The organism is Limosilactobacillus ingluviei DSM 15946, from assembly GCF_001435775.1.
Lineage (GTDB): Bacteria > Bacillota > Bacilli > Lactobacillales > Lactobacillaceae > Limosilactobacillus > Limosilactobacillus ingluviei.
Map to the genome: position 1 here is coordinate 1 of NZ_AZFK01000013.1, position 19,531 is coordinate 19,531.

At 53.7% G+C, this 19,531-nt stretch carries 25 protein-coding genes; 20 read left to right on the top strand and 5 right to left on the bottom strand.

Annotated features, from left to right (window positions below):
- Window positions 1-100 precede the first annotated feature (100 nt).
- A complete protein-coding gene (locus FC43_RS02230; protein ID WP_082611435.1) occupies window positions 101-727 on the bottom strand; it encodes a YslB family protein in 627 nt (208 codons plus the stop codon).
- A gap of 144 nt (window positions 728-871) precedes the next feature.
- On the opposite strand from FC43_RS02230, the gene murI reads away from it, so the two are divergent.
- The 3 genes from murI to FC43_RS02245 are packed head-to-tail and all read left to right on the top strand — an operon-like array spanning window position 872 to window position 2,815.
- Window positions 872-1,699 (top strand): glutamate racemase, encoded by an 828-nt coding sequence (gene murI, locus FC43_RS02235; protein ID WP_019206840.1) that lies wholly within the window; start codon window positions 872-874, stop codon window positions 1,697-1,699.
- 2 nt (window positions 1,700-1,701) lie between these two features.
- A complete protein-coding gene (locus FC43_RS02240; protein WP_019206839.1) occupies window positions 1,702-2,295 on the top strand; it encodes an XTP/dITP diphosphatase in 594 nt (197 codons plus the stop codon).
- 1 nt (window position 2,296) lies between these two features.
- Window positions 2,297-2,815: a YfcE family phosphodiesterase gene (locus FC43_RS02245; RefSeq protein ID WP_056953753.1), complete on the top strand. Its 519-nt coding sequence runs from the start codon at window positions 2,297-2,299 to the stop codon at window positions 2,813-2,815.
- A 58-nt stretch (window positions 2,816-2,873) separates the two neighbouring features.
- Here FC43_RS02245 and FC43_RS02250 read toward each other — a convergent pair whose 3' ends face one another.
- A complete protein-coding gene (locus tag FC43_RS02250; RefSeq protein ID WP_056953755.1) occupies window positions 2,874-3,701 on the bottom strand; it encodes an HAD-IIB family hydrolase in 828 nt (275 codons plus the stop codon).
- Window positions 3,702-3,716: 15 nt separating this feature from the next.
- Entirely contained in the window at window positions 3,717-4,589 is an 873-nt protein-coding gene (locus tag FC43_RS02255) for a mechanosensitive ion channel family protein (protein WP_056953757.1), read from the bottom strand.
- Between the two features lie 203 nt (window positions 4,590-4,792).
- Between FC43_RS02255 and FC43_RS02260 the strand changes: the two genes are divergently transcribed.
- Window positions 4,793-5,200, top strand: coding sequence for a DUF948 domain-containing protein (locus FC43_RS02260; protein WP_019206835.1), 408 nt, complete (start codon window positions 4,793-4,795; stop codon window positions 5,198-5,200).
- A gap of 18 nt (window positions 5,201-5,218) precedes the next feature.
- A complete protein-coding gene (locus FC43_RS02265) occupies window positions 5,219-5,596 on the top strand; it encodes a hypothetical protein (RefSeq protein ID WP_019206834.1) in 378 nt (125 codons plus the stop codon).
- Window positions 5,597-5,682: 86 nt separating this feature from the next.
- On the opposite strand, the gene FC43_RS02270 is transcribed toward FC43_RS02265, so the two are convergent.
- On the bottom strand, window positions 5,683-6,777 hold the full coding sequence (locus FC43_RS02270; protein WP_056953759.1) for a M24 family metallopeptidase: 1,095 nt from the start codon (window positions 6,775-6,777) through the stop codon (window positions 5,683-5,685).
- Between the two features lie 169 nt (window positions 6,778-6,946).
- Between FC43_RS02270 and ccpA the strand changes: the two genes are divergently transcribed.
- The 15 genes from ccpA to FC43_RS02345 all read left to right on the top strand — a co-directional run bounded on the left by ccpA (window position 6,947) and on the right by FC43_RS02345 (window position 18,449).
- Window positions 6,947-7,972: a catabolite control protein A gene (ccpA, locus tag FC43_RS02275; RefSeq protein ID WP_019206832.1), complete on the top strand. Its 1,026-nt coding sequence runs from the start codon at window positions 6,947-6,949 to the stop codon at window positions 7,970-7,972.
- Window positions 7,973-7,976: 4 nt separating this feature from the next.
- Window positions 7,977-8,816, top strand: a complete 840-nt coding sequence (locus tag FC43_RS02280) for a hypothetical protein (RefSeq protein ID WP_156648227.1) — start codon at window positions 7,977-7,979, stop codon at window positions 8,814-8,816.
- Window positions 8,817-8,893: 77 nt separating this feature from the next.
- Window positions 8,894-9,622, top strand: a complete 729-nt coding sequence (locus FC43_RS02285) for a YebC/PmpR family DNA-binding transcriptional regulator (RefSeq protein ID WP_019206830.1) — start codon at window positions 8,894-8,896, stop codon at window positions 9,620-9,622.
- A 198-nt stretch (window positions 9,623-9,820) separates the two neighbouring features.
- Complete coding sequence (gene comGA, locus FC43_RS02290; protein ID WP_056953763.1) at window positions 9,821-10,807, top strand: competence type IV pilus ATPase ComGA; 987 nt, start codon at window positions 9,821-9,823, stop codon at window positions 10,805-10,807.
- On the top strand, window positions 10,725-11,792 hold the full coding sequence (locus FC43_RS02295) for a type II secretion system F family protein (protein WP_082611436.1): 1,068 nt from the start codon (window positions 10,725-10,727) through the stop codon (window positions 11,790-11,792). The genes comGA and FC43_RS02295 overlap by 83 nt, the downstream gene beginning before the upstream one ends.
- On the top strand, window positions 11,793-12,113 hold the full coding sequence (locus FC43_RS02300) for a prepilin-type N-terminal cleavage/methylation domain-containing protein (protein ID WP_056953767.1): 321 nt from the start codon (window positions 11,793-11,795) through the stop codon (window positions 12,111-12,113).
- Window positions 12,110-12,571 carry a type II secretion system protein gene (locus FC43_RS02305; RefSeq protein ID WP_019206826.1) on the top strand — a complete coding sequence of 154 codons (462 nt, stop codon included), beginning with the start codon at window positions 12,110-12,112 and terminating at the stop codon, window positions 12,569-12,571. The genes FC43_RS02300 and FC43_RS02305 overlap by 4 nt, the downstream gene beginning before the upstream one ends.
- The gene (locus tag FC43_RS02310) at window positions 12,531-12,821 is read left to right on the top strand and encodes a hypothetical protein (RefSeq protein WP_056953769.1); all 291 of its coding nucleotides are present in this window, start codon (window positions 12,531-12,533) and stop codon (window positions 12,819-12,821) included. Before FC43_RS02305 ends, FC43_RS02310 begins: the two co-directional genes overlap by 41 nt.
- Window positions 12,818-13,447, top strand: coding sequence for a hypothetical protein (locus FC43_RS02315; RefSeq protein ID WP_056953771.1), 630 nt, complete (start codon window positions 12,818-12,820; stop codon window positions 13,445-13,447). Before FC43_RS02310 ends, FC43_RS02315 begins: the two co-directional genes overlap by 4 nt.
- Window positions 13,448-13,541: 94 nt before the next feature.
- A complete protein-coding gene (locus tag FC43_RS02320; RefSeq protein WP_338086417.1) occupies window positions 13,542-14,561 on the top strand; it encodes a class I SAM-dependent methyltransferase in 1,020 nt (339 codons plus the stop codon).
- A gap of 15 nt (window positions 14,562-14,576) precedes the next feature.
- A complete protein-coding gene (locus tag FC43_RS02325; RefSeq protein WP_056953773.1) occupies window positions 14,577-15,770 on the top strand; it encodes an acetate/propionate family kinase in 1,194 nt (397 codons plus the stop codon).
- 80 nt (window positions 15,771-15,850) lie between these two features.
- The gene (locus tag FC43_RS02330) at window positions 15,851-16,471 is read left to right on the top strand and encodes a metallophosphoesterase (RefSeq protein ID WP_056953775.1); all 621 of its coding nucleotides are present in this window, start codon (window positions 15,851-15,853) and stop codon (window positions 16,469-16,471) included.
- A gap of 4 nt (window positions 16,472-16,475) precedes the next feature.
- Window positions 16,476-16,988 carry a YutD family protein gene (locus FC43_RS02335; protein ID WP_056953777.1) on the top strand — a complete coding sequence of 171 codons (513 nt, stop codon included), beginning with the start codon at window positions 16,476-16,478 and terminating at the stop codon, window positions 16,986-16,988.
- A gap of 2 nt (window positions 16,989-16,990) precedes the next feature.
- Entirely contained in the window at window positions 16,991-17,770 is a 780-nt protein-coding gene (locus tag FC43_RS02340; RefSeq protein ID WP_056953779.1) for a TIGR01457 family HAD-type hydrolase, read from the top strand.
- Window positions 17,771-17,780: 10 nt separating this feature from the next.
- Window positions 17,781-18,449: a lipoprotein intramolecular transacylase Lit gene (locus tag FC43_RS02345; protein WP_162258979.1), complete on the top strand. Its 669-nt coding sequence runs from the start codon at window positions 17,781-17,783 to the stop codon at window positions 18,447-18,449.
- On the opposite strand, the gene FC43_RS02350 is transcribed toward FC43_RS02345, so the two are convergent.
- On the bottom strand, window positions 18,366-19,019 hold the full coding sequence (locus tag FC43_RS02350; RefSeq protein WP_019206818.1) for a VTT domain-containing protein: 654 nt from the start codon (window positions 19,017-19,019) through the stop codon (window positions 18,366-18,368). The two genes, FC43_RS02345 and FC43_RS02350, sit on opposite strands and share 84 nt — an antisense overlap.
- Between the last annotated feature and the right edge of the window lie 512 nt (window positions 19,020-19,531).

Below are 19,531 nucleotides of genomic sequence, written 5' to 3' on the forward strand. Positions count from 1 at the left end.
CGCCCGCTGAATATCGAGCACTAGCTGCCTAATCATTTACATAATTCAACTTTCCATTTGACAGGGTCCAGTCCAGATGGGGGCGCGACCGCCTTTTGGATTATTTAGCTTTGGCCTGCCGTTTGGCTTCCTTAGCGGCGCGCTTGGCCGCTTTTTTGGCCTCCTTGGCGGCCAATTTTTCGGCCCGGCGTTGGGCGCGAGGCGACTTGGCTGCCTTAGGGGTCGGGGCCGGTTGGGCCGCCGCCGGAGTGGCCGCGGCTTGGGGCTGGATAAAGGTGACCAGTTCGACTTCGCCTTCTTCGGTCACCGCCTGGCTTTCGGTCAGGATCACCACGGTGTCCTTTTTCTTTTCGAGGACGGTGGCTTCCGTCACCTTACTGGTCTGAAATTCAACTTGCTTGGCCAAAAAGCCAGCTTCCAGGGTAAAGGAGGTGGCTTCTTTTTGCAGGGCCAGCCGTTCCGCAATTACCGGGCCGCTTAATTCCCAGGTCATAGTGGTATTGTGGCTGCTGGTTAAGCGCAAATCCCCCAGGCCAAGTTGGTGGGTGAGGAGGCTTAAGTCACCTGGGGTGGCGACGGGGAATTGCCGGGCCAAGTCTTTACCGATCCAGTATAAAATGCCATCGGTCTCCTGGCCTAAAATCAAGGGCAACAAGACATCGCGCATTGCTGCCGTGCTCATGCCGCGCGGGCTGTTGATGAGTTGGTCGTATAATTTTTGCGTCATGGTTCGTACTTCCTTATTTCTCAATCGCCATCAATTATACAAAAAACCAGCCGCTAAACCTAGTCAATTTACCAAAACTTGCAAACTGGGCGGGAAAAGTTGATAATGAAGTTTCAAGGATCGATTAGAAAAGAGTGTAATCGCATGGATAAACGACCAATTGGCGTGATGGATTCCGGGCTGGGGGGCCTTTCGGTGGCCCGGGTGCTCCAAGAACGCCTGCCAAATGAATCAATTATTTTTGTTGGCGACCAGGGGCACTTCCCGTACGGGACCAAGTCGGCCGCCGAAGTGCGGCGCTTAGCGTTGCGGATTGGCCGCTTTTTGGTGGCCCAGGACGTCAAGTTGATGGTAGTGGCGTGCAATACCGCGACGGCTGCCGCGCTGCCAGCCTTACAAGCCGCCCTGCCAATCCCAGTCATTGGGGTCATCAAGCCCGGGGTGAAGGCGGCCCTAGCTGAAGAACCGCACGCGGTGATTGGGGTCATTGCCACGACGGCTACCACCAAAGCCCAAGCCTACGAGCATGAGCTGCACCGCCAGGCGCCCGAAGTCCGGGTCCAGGCCCAAGCGGCCCAGGCGCTGGTCAGCGTGGTGGAACACCACCAGACCGGGACGGCCGCGGCCCAAGCGGCGGTCAACGCCGCCCTGGCACCGTATCGAGTTCAGCCGGTAGATGCCTTGATTTTGGGCTGCACCCACTTCCCGTTTTTGGCGCCGGAGATTCGCCACTGCCTCGGGCCCGCGGTCCGCTTGGTGGATCCGGCCGCGGAGACGGTGGCCGCCGTTGCCAATGAGTTGACGGTCCATGACCAATTGAATCCGGCCGGGGGCGCCTTGCGCTTATGTACGACCGGGCAGCTCAGCGACCTCCAGGAGGGGGCCAAACAATGGCTGCCGTTGTTACCGGCGGCGACAACTTATGAAACGCTCACTTTGCCGATGGAAGCTGACCAAGCAGAAAGGGGTTAATGATGGCAACACTGGTAATCGCAACCAAGAACCCGGGAAAGGCCCGGGAATTTAAGGAGATGTTGGCGCCCGCCGGGATTGAAGTAAAGACCCTGGCGGATTTTGCGCCCTTTGAAATTGTCGAAGATGGCACCAGTTTTGAGGAAAATGCGACGATTAAGGCCCAAACGGCCAGTGCCCACTTGCATTTGCCGGTCTTGGCCGATGATTCGGGGTTGATGGTCGACGCCTTGGATGGCGAACCCGGGGTGCGGTCGGCCCGGTACGCGGGCGACCATGATGATGCGGCCAATAACGCCAAGCTTTTGGCTAAGTTGGCGGGCGTGCCAGATCAACAGCGGACCGCCCACTTCCACACCACGATTGTCGGCATCAAGCCCGACGGCAGTAAATTGGTGGCCCACGGTCAAGTCCACGGTCACATTTTACACGAGTTGACCGGGACCCACGGTTTTGGTTATGATCCGCTCTTCTTCGTCGATGAACTGCAGACTTCGATGGGCAATTTAACCGACACCCAAAAGAATCAGATCAGCCACCGCGGACGGGCCCTGCGGGAATTCATGGCGCACTTTAACGAATGGTGGGGTGAATAACATGAAGCTGCTGTTTGTCAGTGATAACCACGGTGACGCCGCCATTTTGACGCAAATTAAGGCGCAGTTTGGCCCCGCAGTAGCGGCCCTGTTTCACTGCGGGGATTCCAATTTACCGGAAAGTGACCCGGCAATGGCGGGGTATTTAACGGTAATTGGCAATACCGACTGGGGGTTAAATTACCTCCCCGTCATCAGCCGGACCTTAGAAAAGGTTAAGGTCGTCGTCACCCACGGCCATGAATACCAAGTTAACACGACTTTGACGCCGCTGATGCTCTTGGCCAAGGAGCAGGGCGCGGCCATTATGGCCTTTGGGCACACCCATCAGTTGGGCTGTGAGGTCATCAAGGGTACCTTGTATTTGAATCCGGGCAGCATCAGCCAGCCGCGGGGCCAATACGCTTATTTGGGCGGGACCTTTGCGGTGGTCGAAGTGACTGCTAGCGCCTTTAACGTTCAATATTATGATCGCAACCTGACCCCGGTGCCGGAATTGAGTTTTCACCTCGCCCGCTAGTCGGAGAAAAGCAAAGCGACCCGCCAGCCAAGTTGATTGGCCCGCGGGTCGTTTTTGCTTATTTTAGCAATTTGATAATTTCTTTGAGCACCCCGTCGTGGTTGTTGTCAAATTCGGTCACGTTGGCGGCTTGCATTTTGATCAGGGGGGCGGCGTTTGCCATCGCATAGCTAAACGGCGTCATTGCCAGCATCCCGAGGTCGTTTTCGTTGTCCCCAAAGGTGGCAATTTCGTCGGGGGCAATTTGATCACGGGCCAGGAGTTGGGCGATCGCATTGGCCTTGGTGGCCCCCGCCTGACCGATTAGTTCGGTGTTAAAGCCCGATGTTTCCATTAAGAGGTGGTTGGGTAATTGCCCGTCCATGATCCGTTTGAACTGGGTCGGCGAGACCGGATCCGTGTAGCGGACCGCCACTTTGGTAAAGGCTTCGTGGGGCCGGAGGGTCGTCAACTGAGTCAAATCGGGGACCACTTGAACTTGTTCGTAGAAGATTTTGGTATCAGCCAGGCTGGCCGGGCTCATGGTTTGATCGACATAGGCTGTGTCCACCCCGGCAACAATCAGCTCACTGATGTGTTCGGCCGGGAAGGACTTGTGCACCGAGCGGATAATATGGTCGATATCGGGATGGCTGATCGGTACGACGTTGGTTAAGCTCGTGCCCGCGTGGCTGACCGAGCCGTTTTGGGAAATGAAATCGAGCTGGGCTTCGTAGCCGGCAAACTCCCGGACCAGGCGCGGGTATGAGGAACCCGAGGCCAGGACAAATTTAACGCCGCGTTTTTGCATTAGGTGCAGCGCCTGGGCAAACCGGGCGTGATTATAAGTGTGGGCATCGTTTAAAAAGGTGCCATCCATATCGGTAACAATCATTTTAATTGGCATTGCGTAACCTTCTTTCTATGACTGGGGCGCTGAGGGATTAGCACTGACTTGGGGCGCAAAAGGAATAGCGGCCTCATTTAACGCCGTCAGACAGTTGTTCAGCAGTTCACTGGCCAAAGTTGCCACAACGGCGGTGTCGGCGGTGACCAGCAACCGGTAGTATAATTGACCGTTGACCGTGACCGGCCCGAGGACTTGGGGCGTGACGTGTTGCCAAGCCGGGCGGTGGCTAACGGCTTGGATTTCTTGATCAATAATCGTGCCGACTTGCTCCAACGGCGCGGCCGGGTTGAGGGGAATATCAACGGTTTGGGTCAGTTGGTGACGGGAGAAGTTTTTGACGGTGGTGATGTTACGGTTGGGAATGAAGGTCAGGGTCCCATCGGCGCTTAAGACCTTGGTAGTTCGTAAGCCCAAGGAGGTCAGTTCCCCTTTGACCTGGCCGATTTCAACGACATCTCCCACGTCTAATTGCTGCTCTAATAATAAGAAGAGCCCGTTGACCACGTCGGACACAAAGCCCTGCGCGCCGAGCCCCAAGGCGATGGAGAAGATCCCGGCCCCGGCAATCAGTGTCCCGACCGGGACCCCGATTGTCGATAAAATCGCATACAGGTAAAAGAGGTAGCAGGTATAGCGGAAAATGTTGAGGCTTAAGGCGTGGAAAGTTTTCGCCCGCCGGTTGCCGCCGAGAATTTCGATCCGCCGGGTCTTTTTAAAGAAGGAATTGATGACCAACCGGCCAATCCAAAGGATCACCAGGAAGATCACGGTCGCAAAGATAATGGTCGCCAGCCGGTCGACAAAGTTGCTCAAGAGGGTTTGCCACTTGAGGTGGGTGAGGGAGCCAGCCAGCTCATTGATTTGTTGTTTAACTTGTGGTGGCATAGTAAAAGTCCTTTCTCAGAATGCGGCCGCTACCGTTTTTGGCGGCGGCCAAGTCCCTTACTAATGTAGCGAACGGGGCGCCAGAATGCAAATCCAATTGCGAGGGCGCCGCTTCCATGCTATCCTAAAATTAGTTAATCAATTCGGCGACGGGTCCAAGGGGACGTTAATGTCGCCATGAAGTTTAAAAGGGGGTCAAACAGATGACAGTTGGACAATTGGCGGGGATGATTGCCGCCGTAGCATTGGTAGTCTTGGTAATTGCCTTAATCTGGTTCTTGGTACAAGTGGTGAAAGCCTTGCGCGAAGCGATTACCAACCTGGCAGCGTTGACGCAAGAAGCGACGACCCTCTCGCACCAAGCGGACGGGATTTTGCAAAATACCAATGAATTATTAGCGGACTTAAATCACAAGGCCGAAAAAGTCGATCCAGCCTTTGTGGCGATGGGCGAAGTCGGGCAAAGTGTCAGTGACTTAAACACGGCCACCCGGCAATTTGCCAGTCACGTGGCTGAGCAACGCGCCAAGCGCAACAAGTGGACGACCAAGCTGGGTCAAGCTGCCGCAATGGGGATTTTGGCCCGCTTAAAGAATCGCAAGAAAGCCTAAGTGAAAGGAGAATTATTGATGGCACATAAATTATTAGCCGGCACCTTGGTAGGGGGACTAGCCGCCGTTGTCGCTTGGCAAGCCTTAAAGGCCGACCAAAAGCAGGCCGTTACGGCCAAGGTGCAAAAGGTGGCCACGGGGGCGTTGGACGCCGCCACCGACTACGCCTTAGAGGTCTTAGATATTACCGACGGGTTGGCTGCCGATTACGGCCAACGGTTAAGTGAGCGTTGGGCCGCAGTCAAGCACCAGACCCAAGATCAAACGGCCAGTTTAGCCAAGGCCGTGATGAAAAAGGACTTTAATGCCAAGACGGCGGACCTGCGGGAACAATTAGCCCAGGCCCGGGAAGAAGACGGGGCGGCCGATATCGTTATTGACCAAACCCAAGCCTAAGCGCCATTATCTGGCCGCGGACAGTAAAAAACGCTAAAGCTCAGCGTAGCCGCTGAAGCTTTAGCGTTTTTTGGTTGGACTGGTAATTATAGGGTCTGAAGTGCTTTGGTGGTGTGGGTAAAGGGTTCACAGCCGGTTGGGGTAATGTGGACGCAGTCTTCAATCCGCACCCCAGCGATCCCCGGCATGTAAATCCCCGGTTCGATTGAGAAGCACATGCCAGGTTGGAGTTGGAGGTCGTTGCCTTCCATAATGGATGGAAATTCGTGCTCACTCATCCCCATCCCGTGACCGAGCCGGTGGATAAAGTATTCGCCGTAGCCGGCCTTTTCAATCACTTGGCGGGCAATGGCGTCCAGTTCGGCCGCAGTCATCCCCGGCTTGGCGGCGGCCTGGGCAGTCAATTGGGCTTCTAAGCAGACCTGATAAATTTCTTCTTGTTGCTTGGTAATTTCGCCGACGGCTACCGTCCGCGAAACGTCGCTGATGTAGCCATCGTAGACCGTCCCTAAATCAAAGAGGACCAAGTCGCCTTCTTTGATCAAGCGATCGGAAGTGGCACCGTGGGGTTCAGCCGCGTGGGCACCGGCTTGAATCAGGGTGTCAAAGCTCATGTTCATGATCCCGTGTTGCTTCAGGGCGTATTCCAATTCGGCCGCCACGGCTTGTTCGCTGACGCCAGGGTGGACGGCTTTAAAACCGACTTCCAGCGCGAAATCCGCCCACTTGCCGGCTTCTTTGAGGGTAGCAATTTCTTGGTCATCCTTGAGCAGGCGCATCTGTTCAATGGCCGGCGTCAGGTCAAAGTCAAACTTGGCGTGCGGGAAATTTTCTTGGAGGGCGCGCAGCCGGGCGACGGTTAAAAAGCCCAGTTCGGCGCCCCAATTTTGGGGGTCGGCGACGCGGCGCTTGACCTGATCGGCAATCATTTGATAAGGCTGTTCGTGGTCTAAGTAGCCGTAGACCGGGTACGCCCAGCCCGATTGCTTGATGGCTTCGACCTCTAAGGCCGGTGCAAAGAGGAAGGGATCGTGATCGGCAAAGACGAGTAAGGCCAAGACCCGCTCAACCGGATCACTGTAAAAGCCGGTCAGGTACTTGATCGTCATCGGATCACTGATGTAAGCGACCGCTAACCCTTGATCGGTAATTGTTTGACGAAGTTGGTGTAGTTTGTTCATTAAAGCGCAGCCTCCTAACGTTTTGATTAAAGAAAAATGAACATTTGGTAACAATTATACCACTTCAGAGTTTTGATTTGCGCTTTCACAGGAACTTTGATATATTGATTGTTGCGAAATGAAAGAAGCATGAAAACACACCAGACTAAGCAGAAAGGGGCGCTAAGAAATGAAGAAGCAGTCAGTAACGATCTACACAGTGGCGCGCGAAGCCCGGGTTTCAATGGCGACAGTTTCCCGGGTCGTGAACGGGAATCCGAATGTGAAACCTGAAACACGTAAAAAAGTTTTAGAAGTAATTAAGGAACTCAACTACCGGCCCAACGCCGTAGCCCGGGGGTTAGCCAGCAAGAAGACTACCACGGTGGGGGTAGTGATTCCTTCGGTTACCAACGACTACTTTGCCCGCCTGGCCTTGGGGATTGATGACATCGCCTCAATGTACAAGTACAACATGATTTTGACCAACTCCGATGCTGATGACGGGAAGGCTTTGCAAGTTGTGCGCAGCATGATGGCCAAGCAAGTCGACGGGATCATTTTTATGGGGCACGACATTACGCCGGAACTGCAAACTGAATTTGAAAATTCAACGATTCCGGTCGTCGTCGCCGGTTCCATGACTAACGACGCCGATTTGGCGACGGTACGCATCGACTACCGCAAGGCGACCCAAGAAGCCACGACCTACTTGCTCGAACACGAAGCTAAGAAGGTCGCCTTGGTAATTGGCTCGCAATTAACGACGGTCAACAAGGACTTCCGGATTCCAGGTTACCAAGCCGCGTTGGAAGCAGCTGGCGTGGCCTTTGATGATGGGTTGATCTTTGAAGCCCATGATTCATACAGTGAGGGCTACGAATTAGCTGAAACGATCAAAAACGCTGGGGTCGACGCCGCCTTTGTCAGTGATGATGGGATTGCGGCAGGGCTATTAAATGGGTTGACGGACCTGGGCGTTGACGTGCCGGGCGAATTCCAGTTGATTACCGGGAACGACACCAAGCTGGCCGAAGTGACCCGGCCGATGCTGACGTCGATTACCCAACCGCTGTACGATATTGGGGCTGTCTCGATGCGGCTGTTGACCAAGCTGATGAACGGCGACCAAGAAGAAAGCCAAGAAGCTACGACGATCGAAGGGTCCAGCATTATCTTGAACCACGGCTTCGTCAAGCGGCAAACGACGCACTAGACCGATGACAACTGAACTTTCGCGTGAAGCGTTACGGCGACAACGATCGACGCCAAGGATGCCCCAGCCGGGTGCTTCAAAGCGCCCCAAGCATGTGGGGTTGCACTTAGTGGCGGTCCTTGCCGCTGTTTTCTTCCTGGGCAGTTGGTGGGCCCAGCAGACGGTCTTAAGTGAGCAAACGGCCAAAACGACGCTGACGACGCCGACGGTCGTGGCAACGGTCCAAAGTGAGCTGAACAGTGGTTTAACCCAGTATGGGCTGACGAATTTGATTACCGCGACCGATACCAAGGCGGTCTTGCGGCAGTTGATTACGGAGGTCTACCAGGATCAGCCCCTGGCCTTGGATCTCTCAGCAGTGACCGAGCGGGCCAGTCGGCGGGCGGATAACTCCCTGTCAGTCTATGGGGTACAGGTCCCAACGGAACTGACGGCGGGGGTTGCCGGAACGGTCAATACCGCCGTTAACGCTCAGCTAAATACCAGTGAGCTAAAAACGGTCCAGCAGAATTTGCAGGTCGCCAAGCAAGTGGCCAGTGTGACCTTGGTGGTGAGTGGCTTGCTGGTGGTCCTTGGCGCAGTGCGGGAATTTTTCAACCACGCCTTAGGGCGGTACTTGGCGGTGGTCGGGTTGGTCAGCGGGAGTTTGCTCTGGCTGTTAACCTGGCTGTTGCAAAGCCAAGCGGCCACCTTTAACTTCAGTGCCGCGATTGCCAATAGCCTGATGACCGCGGTGGTCAACCAGGTCGTAACGACGGGCTGGCAACTGGGCGGTTGGGCCGTTGGGCTCGGCGCCTTGGCGCTGGTGGGCCGGTGGCTGTGGCGACTTTGGCGGCACCGGTAAGTTTTGCTTGAATTTATCGGCAGGAACTGCTAAAATTTTAGTGTTTTGTTATCAATTAAAGAAAAGAGGAGTTAATTATGTCAGGACACTCAAAATGGCATAACATCCAAGGGCGTAAGAATGCGCAGGATGCTAAGCGTGGTAAGATTTTCCAAAAGATTTCCCGTGACTTGTACCAAGCTGCTAAGGCGGGCGACCCGAATCCCGACAACAACCCTCAACTCCGGCTGGTTATGGAAAAGGCCCGGGCGGCTAACATGCCAAAGCAAAACGTGCAACGGGCCATCGACAAGGCTACTGGTGCCGGTGGGGCCAACTTCGAAGAAATCACTTACGAAGGCTACGGTCCTGGTGGGGTTGCCGTGATGGTCTTCTGCTTGACGGACAACAAGAACCGGACGGCCGCTGCCATTCGGTCTGCCTTCACGCACTCTGGTGGTTCCTTAGGGGCCAACGGGTCGGTTTCCTACATGTTTAACCGGCTGGGCTTGATCGAAATCTTGCGTGATGGGTTGGACAAGGATGAAGATGAAGTCTTGATGGATGCTTTGGAAGCCGGGGCCGACGACATGAAGGCAACCGACGACAAGTTCCAAATCTTTACGGATCCTAGTGCCATGACGGCAGTGCGGGATGCCTTGCAAGAACAAGGTTACGAACTGGACACGGCCGAAGTGACGATGATCCCAGAAAACAAGACGCAAGTGCCAGCCGACAAGGTTGGTCAATACCAACACTTGATCGATGAATTAGAAAACAACGACGACGTGGCCGACGTTTACGAAGCGGCTTACATCGCCGAATAATTTGCCGACAGGTCTCCATACGGGGGCCTGTTTTTTTACGCCCCAAATTAATTAGACAAATTTGATAAATTCGTCCCGAATAATTTTAGCCATGAGGAGCGGTTAAAGCACGCTCACGAGGCTTTGAAAATATTTTTAAATAAATAATTAAAAATCCGCCCGTTTGACGTATCTATAAAGTAAAAGGGGGGATTTTTTTTGGATTTAGAACGCAATTTTACGAAAACCCTGGCCACGGCGATTGACCAGCGGGCTTCGGACCTGTACCTGTTGCCCCGTGAGCGGGCCTACCAGTTGTTGACCCTGACCAGTGGCAAGCTGGAGCTGATCGCCCAGTATTCACTGGCAGCGGGGCAGCAGTTGATTTCGTATTTGAAGTACCAAGCCGATATGGCGGTCAGTGAACACCGCCGGCCCCAAACCGGGGCGCTCCGTTGGCCCCATCATCAGGGGGCGCCGATTGATTTGCGCTTATCGACGGTGGGGGATTACCGGGGGCAAGAATCCTTGGTGGTGCGCTTTATTTACCGTTTAACTGAGCAATATCAGTTGATGGTGCCCGATCAGTGGACCACCTTGCAGGCGGCGTGTCAAAAGCGGGGCTTGATCTTATTTGCCGGGCCAATGGGGTCGGGCAAGACCACGACGATGTACCGGCTGGCCCGCGAGTTGAAGGAGGATCACGTCATTATGACGATTGAAGATCCCGTCGAAATTGACGAACCGGCCTTTATCCAGCTGCAAGTCAATGAGTTGGCCCAGATGGGCTACCAAGATTTGTTACGGGTTGGGCTGCGCCACCGTCCCGATATCTTTATCATTGGCGAGATTCGTGATCCGGAAACGGCGCAGATTGCCACCCGGGCGGCGCTCAGTGGCCATTTAGTCCTGGCGACGGTCCACGCGCGTTCGGCGGCGGGAGTGTTGGCTCGTCTCAGGCAGCTTGGGGTGAGCGAGCACTACCTGGACCAAACCGTCAGTCTGGTTTGCTACCAACGGTTGATTGAACAAGCCGCTGGGGGGATGGCCGTGTTGTTTGACTTGTTAACGGCTGCGGCCCTGCCGTCGGTCCTGGCGGAACCAACGAAAGGAGGAATGAGCGATGCTTGGCAAACGAGGTTGGCGCAGGCCCAAGCCACGGGCCAAATTACGGCCGCTACGGCCACGCGCTATTCGGCGGGCTAGATTGAGCGAGCGGCAGTTGGCCCAGTGGTTCAGCTTGCTGGTCGATATGTTAAAGGTGGGCTTTCCCCTGCGCCGGGCGTTGAGTTTTGCCAAGGTAATCATGCCTAAGCAAGCGCCGGTAATTGATTACGTGGCGACCAACTTAAGCCAGGGGATCAGCTTTGCGACGGTGGTCCGACCGTGGGTAACGGCTGATCAAGCCGTCCAATTGCAATTGGCAGAACGCCACGGGGAATTGACCCAGGCCCTCGGGGAATTAAGCACTTATTTGACGCTGCGAACGAAGGAAAAGCAAAAGTTGCGGGCCCTCTTGCAGTACCCCGTGCTCTTGTTAGCCTTATTGGTCGGGCTCGGGGTGGTCTTGCGGCTGTATGTTTACCCGGAATTGCAGTCCTGGCAAGCCTGGCAGCTGCCGACAGGCCTGGTGATGGCGCTGCAAGCCCTGTTGGGGGCGCTGGGGGCCTTGGGACTGCTGGGGGGCTGGCGGTATCTGGCCTGGCGCCGCCAACCGCGGTTAAACCAAGTCAACGCCCTGTGTCGCTTACCCGGGGTGGGGCGGCTGGTCCAGTTGTACTTTAGCTACTATTTGGTGAGCAACTTAGCGCTGTTAGTGCGCCAGGGGCTGTCGCTCAAAGAGATTTGTGCCCTTTTGCAACAAGCGGAGCCGACCACCTTGCTCTATCAATTAGGCCAGCAGCTCCAGGTGCAGGGGAGCAGTGGCGCCGCCCTACCGGCGTTGATTCAAAGTCAGTCCTGTTTGCCCGATGAACTCGTTGCCCTGCTGGGGCGGGGGTGGACCAATCAGCAGCTTGGCCAAGAATTGGCGGTTTTTGCGCGGCTCCAGTTTCAGCGCTTAACCCACCAGGTGGAAAGCTGGTTGACCCTGGTGCAGCCGGTCTTGTTTTTGATCGTCGCCCTGGGGATTTTGGGGATGTATTTAAGTTTGTTGTTGCCAATTTATCAATCAATTGCGGTGGTGAAATGAATGAAAAATTTTTTAGTTAAAATGCGTAAACATAGCAGTTTCACGTTAGCTGAGATGTCAATTGTCTTGTTTATTATTGCCTTGTTGATTCTGATTATTTTGCCTAATTTGGCGGCCCAGCGCAAGCACGCCACCCGGGTCCACGAAGACGCCATGGTCAACGTCGTCCAAACCCAGATCGACCTGTATGAAAATAATACCGGCCAAAGCGTCAATAGTTATGCCGACTTGGAAGGGGGTGATTATTTAACGGCGGCCCAGGTAGCGAAAGCCCAGAAAGAAAAGATCGTCATCCAAGGGGGAAAGGCGGTTAAACAATGAGACGGCCGGCTTTTACCCTGGTCGAAATGCTTTTGGTTTTGGGGATCGTGGCAGCCAGTTTCTGGCTGGTGACGCCCCGCGCGATTCGCGGCTACCAGGTCTGGGAGCAGCAACGCTTTTTTAAGCAACTCGAGCAACAGTGGCAGGCGGCGGCAGTCCACGCCCGGGTGAGTCAGCGGGCCAGTTCGGTGAAGGTCTTATTCGATTCACGTCAGATCTGTTTTATCTGGCATAGTGCCCACCACACGCAACGCAAGGATTTAGCGGTGCCCGGAAGTTTAACGTTGGTTACGCCGGGGAAAACCGGCTGGAATTTGCAAACTGATGGCTACACAACCCCGGGCACGATCGGCTTTATCGATCGGCAGACGGGGGCGCGTTATGAAGTGCGGATTCAAATGGGAGGAGCGTATAAATTTGTTCAAACGACACCGGGCCGGCTTTCTGACGGCCAATAACTTAATTGCCCTGGCAATTTTAACGGTGGCCTTGACCTTTTTGATGGTTAATGTCGCCGCCATCAAAGAGCAACGCCAGCAAATGGACCAGGCCTTGACTGTCGCCCGCTTGGCCAAGGAGGTCAGCACCCAAGTCGCCACCGGCCAGCCTGAGGCTACTATCAGCCGGCAAGGGTTGCGCGCTGAGGCGACGCCGAATTACGTCCGGGTTTGGAAACAACAAACCTTACTCAAGGAGTGGCGCCCATGAAACGACACGCCTTTACCCTCGCAGATGCCTTATTGGGGCTGATCATCCTGGCTGTGACGGTGCTGCTGATTGAAATGACTGTTCAGACCTTAAACCGCCAGACCAAGCTGACCTTATCGTCAGAAACCGACTGGTACGAAGCCGTCGCCCTCTTAGAAGGGGACCGCTACGCCTTTACGCTGGTCGAAGCGGGCCGGACCGGCCTTATCTTGCGGGATCGGCGGGGGCGCTTGTTTAAGGTCACAGCCGATCCCCGGCCAATCGGGCCCTTAGCCCTCAAGGGGAGCAGCGGGGGTTACATTCCCTTGCTGATTAAGGTCCAATCGTCCACGGTGGCCTGGCGAATGCTCAATGACCATGAAGTTGCCTTAAGTTTGACGACGACCGATCAAAGGAGGCATGAAGCAATTGTTCAATTTCAACCACCCGCGCCCAGCCGGCCACGCGCTATTGACCGTGATTCTCCTGCTGAGCGCGATTGCAACGGTGACCCTCTTCAACGTGCAGTACCTGGCCCAACAACGCCAGATCAACCAGCAATTGGTGCGCCAGTTCGACCGGCAAACCCAAGCCAACCTGACCAAGGCGCACCAAATGGGGGCCGCCACGGGGAAAAAGACGAATGATTATCCAAGTCCCGGCCCGTAAGTGCTTGAATTTAGTGGTAAAAATCAGTAAACTAGTGGTGTTGCAAAAGAATGCAGAAGGGAGCGACTTAGACTGGTACCACAAACTCCAGAACAACTCTTTACCCCATTTGATGAGGCGACTGGCCTGCTTCAGGGGGCCTTGCGCAGTTCGCGGATGGATGCCTTCCTGGAAAATGCGGAGAACCTGGTGGATGGCGGCAAGGTGCGGATTGAAGACGGTGTACCTGACCAGGCGACAGCGGATCAAGTAAGCGCTTTATATGCTAAAATGGATTTAGCCAGCGCGGATCCCGAAACGATCCGGAAGTTCTTACAGCTCGCTTTGTTAAAGGTGATGCGGCAAGACCAATTCCAAGCCAACCATCAAATGACCCCGGACACCTTGGGGCTGTTGATGGCCGCGTTAGTGGAACGGTTAGCGCGCCACCAAACGCCGCAGTCCGTGTTGGACTTGGCTGTTGGGGTGGGCAACCTCTTATACACGGTGATGAACCGGTTAAAGCAGGATTTGGGCCAACCTTTGCAGGGCTTTGGGATTGATAACGACGAGACGATGCTCGCGGCCGCCAGCGTCAGCGCGGAATTGCAAAAGCAACCGGTGACCTTGTTGCACCAAGATGCGATCCAAGCTTTGGACGTGCCGTTGGTGGACCTGGTGGTCAGCGACTTGCCGGTCGGCTACTATCCCTTGGACGCCAACACGACTAACTACCGGACCCGGGCTCAGGAAGGCCATTCCTACGTTCATCATTTAATGATTGAGCAGGCGACTAATTACCTGGCCCCCGGTGGGTTTGGCTTGTTCTTGGTCCCAAGCAGTTTGTTTAAGACGAAAGAGACCAAGGGGTTGGTGGAATGGATCCAGTCGGTTGCTTACTTGCAAGGGTTGGTGAACTTACCATCCGAACTCTTTGCCAGTCCCCAAGCGGCCAAGTCGATTCTGTTGTTGCAACGTCACGGAGCTGATAGTCACCAGGCAGCCAAGGTGTTGTTGGGGACGTTCCCATCGTTTAAGGATCAAAGCGGTTTTAAGAAGTTTATGGCCGAAGTTGACCAGTGGATGGCCACGAACCTGACGCACGAAAGTTAAAGGAGAGTATTACGTATGTCAAAGTCACTTGCAGTTAATGCCGGAAGTTCTACCGTTAAGTTTAAGTTGTTCGATATGCCAAGCGAAGAAGTCCTTGCCGAAGGGCTGATCGAACGGATCGGTTTGGAAATGGGTCACGCCAAGATCAAGTACGGGGATGGCCAAGTTAACGATGAAGAAACCCCCTTTAAGGATCACGGGGTGGCCGTAGAATACTTGCTCAAGCAATTAACCAACTTGGGGATTGTTAAGGAATTCAACGAAATTACGGCCGTTGGTCACCGGATCGTGGCCGGGGGTGAATTCTTCAAAGATTCCGCGGTGATTGATGATGATGTGATGGCTAAGATTGATGCCTTGGCCGAATATGCACCACTGCACAACCCGGCGGAATTAATCGGGATCAAGGCCTTCAAGCAAGTCTTGCCGGATGCCTTTGCCATTGCGGTCTTTGACACGTCCTTCCACACGTCGATGCCAAAGATGAATGCTTTGTACAGCTTGCCATACGAATGGTATGAAAAGTACGGGGCCCGCAAGTACGGGGCCCACGGGACCAGCCACCGTTACGTTGCCAGCCGGGCCGCTGCTTTGTTGGGCAAGCCATTAGAAGAATTAAATCTGATCACTTGCCACATTGGGGCCGGGGCTTCCATTACGGCAATCAAGAACGGGAAGTCTTATGACACGTCAATGGGCTTCACGCCATTGGCCGGGATTACCATGGCCACCCGGTCCGGGGATGTGGACCCATCCTTGGTTAACTTCATGGAAAACAAGCTGGGGATTTCCAGCGACGAAATGGTTGACATTTTGAACCACAAGTCCGGCTTGCTGGGCTTATCCGGGATTTCCAGTGACATGCGCGACGTTCAAGCAGCCGCAGAAGAAGGCAACGAACAAGCCCAACTGGCCTTGGACATCTTTGAAAACCGGATTGTGCGCTACATCGGTTCTTACATGGCAGAATTGGGCCACACGGATGCGATTGTCTTTACGGCCGGGGTCGGCGAAAACGACATTGAATTCCGGCAAGCGGTGGCGGACCAATTGAAGAGCTTTGGGCTGGGGATTGATCCAGAAAAGAACAACGTCCGGGGCGAAGAACGCGACATTTCCAGCGCAGACGCGACGGTGAAGTCCTTCTTGATTCCAACTGACGAAGAATTGATGATCGTTCGTGATATCGAACGCCTCAAGCAAGCTTAAGCCTTAAGGGGACTAGTTAAAGAAGGGAGTGGGAGGCCATGCTTCCACTCCCTTTGTACATAATTGGAAAGGGTGGTTAGATGCAATATGTAATTTCCGATACCCATTTAATGGACGAAAATTTATTGGGCATGGATGAGTTTGCGCCCCGGCCCTTTGCGACCACGGCAGCGATGGATCAAGCCATTATCGACCACTGGAACGCGCGGGTAAAACCGACCGATGTGGTTTATCATTTGGGCGACATTGCCGTGGATCTTCACCGCCCCGAAAAAGTGGTTAACGCGGCGATTTATGAACGCTTAATGGCGCTAAATGGCCGCTTGGTCCTGCTCAAGGGAAACCACGACCGCCGGAGTTTGTTCAAGTATTTGGCCGCCCACAATGTGACCGTTGCGGGGCAGACAAAGTTTGAGCTGCACGATGTGGGGAAACTGATCAAGTATAATCACCGCCAGTATTATTTGACCCACTATCCCCTCTTATTGGGCATTGCGCCCCAAATCCGCAATTTACATGGCCATATCCATCATTACCAATTGCCGTACGCAACCAATCTCAACGTGGGAGTGGATGCGCCAGAATTAAATTTCTTGGCCCAGCCAGTGCCCTTCGGGACGCCCTTATCGATGGCTGAAGTTGAAACCATCGCGGCAAAGAAAGCGACCTGGTTGGCTGCGCAACAACAGGGAAAGGAATAACGGTATGAATCGAACGCAATTTACTTTGTATAGTGAAAAGCGCCGGGCGGAACGGGCCGGTGCCTTTGTGATTGAACGTCAAGACGCGACCCACTTCACCCTTAACCAGCATCCGTACGTATTAGTGGCTGACCACCAGGGGGCCTTTGATCCGGCGGCCCTGGCGGATCGGTTTAGCACCGTGTTGAGCAAATACGATTATATTGTGGGGGATTGGGGCTTTGATCAACTGCGCTTGCGCGGTTTTTATGCGCCCGAAAACCGGCTGTACACTCCCGAGCGCGGGGTAGCGACGATTCAGGATTACTTGGTGGAAGATTGCAACTTTGGCTGTGCGTATTTTGTGATTCAAAATGAGGATGTTCAGATTCCGCGCTATTTGAATCGGAGCAAAAAACGCGCCGGCAATAAGGATCACACCGCTAATTCCCGAAATCATGAAAAGGGACGCCCCAAGCGGCGGGTCCGGCGGATTAAAAGTGGTAAGCGCACCCACCGGGTGACAGAAAGGAAGTAAGGATGTATCAAGGGTATTTTATTGACTTAGATGGCACGATGTACAAGGGGAAGGAAAAAATTCCTGCGGCCCCCCGCTTTATTGACCGGTTACGGGCTGCGGGGAAACAGATCCTGTTTGTCACTAACAATAGTACGAAGGCACCGGAGGCGGTTGCCCAAAATTTAAGCCGCAACCACGGGATTGAGGCTTACGCCACGGAAATTTATACGACGGCGCTAGCGACAGCTGATTATCTTAAGGCGACGGTGACTGACCGGCCGAAGACGGCCTACGTGGTGGGGGAAGTGGGGCTAAAGACGGCCATTCAAGCGGCGGGCTTTACCCTGACAGCGGACCACCCCAGCTATGTGGTGGTGGGGCTGGATACCCAGGTGACCTATGCCAAATTGGAAACAGCGGTATTAAATATCTTAGCTGGGAGCACTTTTATTGGCACCAATGCTGACAGCAACCTCCCGAACGAAAAGGGCCTGACCCCGGGGGCGGGGGCCTTAATCCGGTTAGTGGCCTATGCGACGGCCGTTAAAGGAATCAAACCAATCATGATCGGCAAGCCCGAGCCATTGATTATGGAGTTGGCCTTGCAAAAGAGCGGCCTGGCTAAAGCCGATGTAGTGATGGTGGGGGATAACTACCAGACCGACATTTTAGCTGGGATCCACACCGGAATTGATACCCTCCTGGTCTATACGGGGGTTTCGACGCCCGCCCAAGTGGCCAAACAAGCGCAGCAACCGACCCATACGGTACCGACCCTTGATGAATGGCACCTCATTTAAAGAAACCAGTTTGGCGCTGCTAACGCTCCTTTTGTTGGGGTTAACGATCTTAGGCAGCGCCTTTTTGGTAACCTTGTTGGTGTCACCCTTGTTATTGGCCCACCCCACTCATTTTTATGGTTTAACGTGGCACCAGCAGCTTCGCGAATACGGGCGGATTATTCATTTTTTGCTTTCAGCGACGCCGCGTTTGACTTTTCGGTGGCTGCCCTTGGCCCCGGCCGGGCAGCATCATTTTCAAGAGGTGCGGATGCTAGTGAGGGGTGGCTTGCTGTTAACGGTTAGTGCCGGGGTGGGGAGTGGCTGGTTATTAAGGCGGGCTTCTCGCACTTATCAATTATGGCGCCTGCCCAGCTTATTGCGGTGGCTGTTACCGTGGTTGGGGACACTGGCGGGCCTATTGATTTTGAACTTTGGGACCGGGTTTTGGCGGTTTCATGAATTGATCTTTGCTAACCGGGATTGGGTGTTTACACCAAAAAAGGAGCCGATTATTCGACTCCTGACCAGTGGTTTCTTTTGGCGTTATTTTGTCGTGTGGGTAATGTTGACGGGCTTGGGGTTATGGGCAAGCTTGCGGCGCCTTGAACACCAGTTAGTCCGTTTCCTTCGTGCTGCTCAACCGGGCCTTGATGCCACCGACGATCGCGGGAATCAGGGTGACGACGATGATCGCTAGGATGATCAAGGAGAAGTGCTCTTGTACAAAGGGCAGATTACCAAAGAAGTAGCCCCCGCCACAGCAGAGAACAACCCAAGTAACGCAGCCAATTAAACTAAAGCGGATGAACTTGCGATACGGGAAGCCCGAACCAGCGGCCGCAAACGGGGCAAAGGTCCGGATAATTGGCATGAAGCGGGCGAGGATAATGGCCGGTGCGCCTTGCCGTTCAAAGAATTGCTCAGCTTTCGCCAGACTTTGCTTATCAATTAAACGGCCAAACCAGGAGTGGCTGGACAGGGAACGACCGACTTTTTGCCCCAAATAGAAGTTAAGCGAGTCCCCACTAATGCAGGCGATTAAAAAGAGGAGGGCGAACAGCCAAATGTTTAAGCCATACCGGGGATCAGCAGCCAAGGCGCTGGCGGCAAACAGGAGCGAGTCGCCGGGCAAGAAGGGCATGATGACGGCCCCGGTTTCAATAAAGATGATTAAAAAGAGGATGAGGTAGCTCCAATCACCAAAGGCATTGACGATTTGAATCAGGTGGACATCGATGTGAAGAATAAAATCAATTAATGTGGTCATGGTTACTCCTTACGAATTAATGGTAGTTACCGCTAAATTCTAGCAGTCTCGTCTGTAAAAGTGAAGTTTCTTTAGTTGACTTTAAGTATCCTTATAAATTCGTCGCCGCGTTGCTTAGAAAAAATCGAATTACGCGGGATTTTTAAGATTTTATTATTCGCTTTTTATGGGTTGTTGAGGAGAAGATTAGCAATAATGTTCATCAACTTAAAAAAGCAGGATTTATTTTACAAAACCCTTTGACAATCCAAGGGAAACCCGGTATATTAGATATCGTTGTCACGGCAGTTAAATAAATCACTGCTGGTCAGCTCTAAACAATTTAAAAAAGTTGTTGACAGTGAGTTGATGATTTGATAACATATAAGAGTTGCTGATGTAGCTAATCAATCAAGAGCTTCAAAAATTAATTAAAAAAGTTCTTGACATCGGAATCAATCGATGATATAATGATTAAGCGCTAAGGATTAACTTCCAAAGCAATTCGGTAGACCTTTGAAAACTGAATAAAG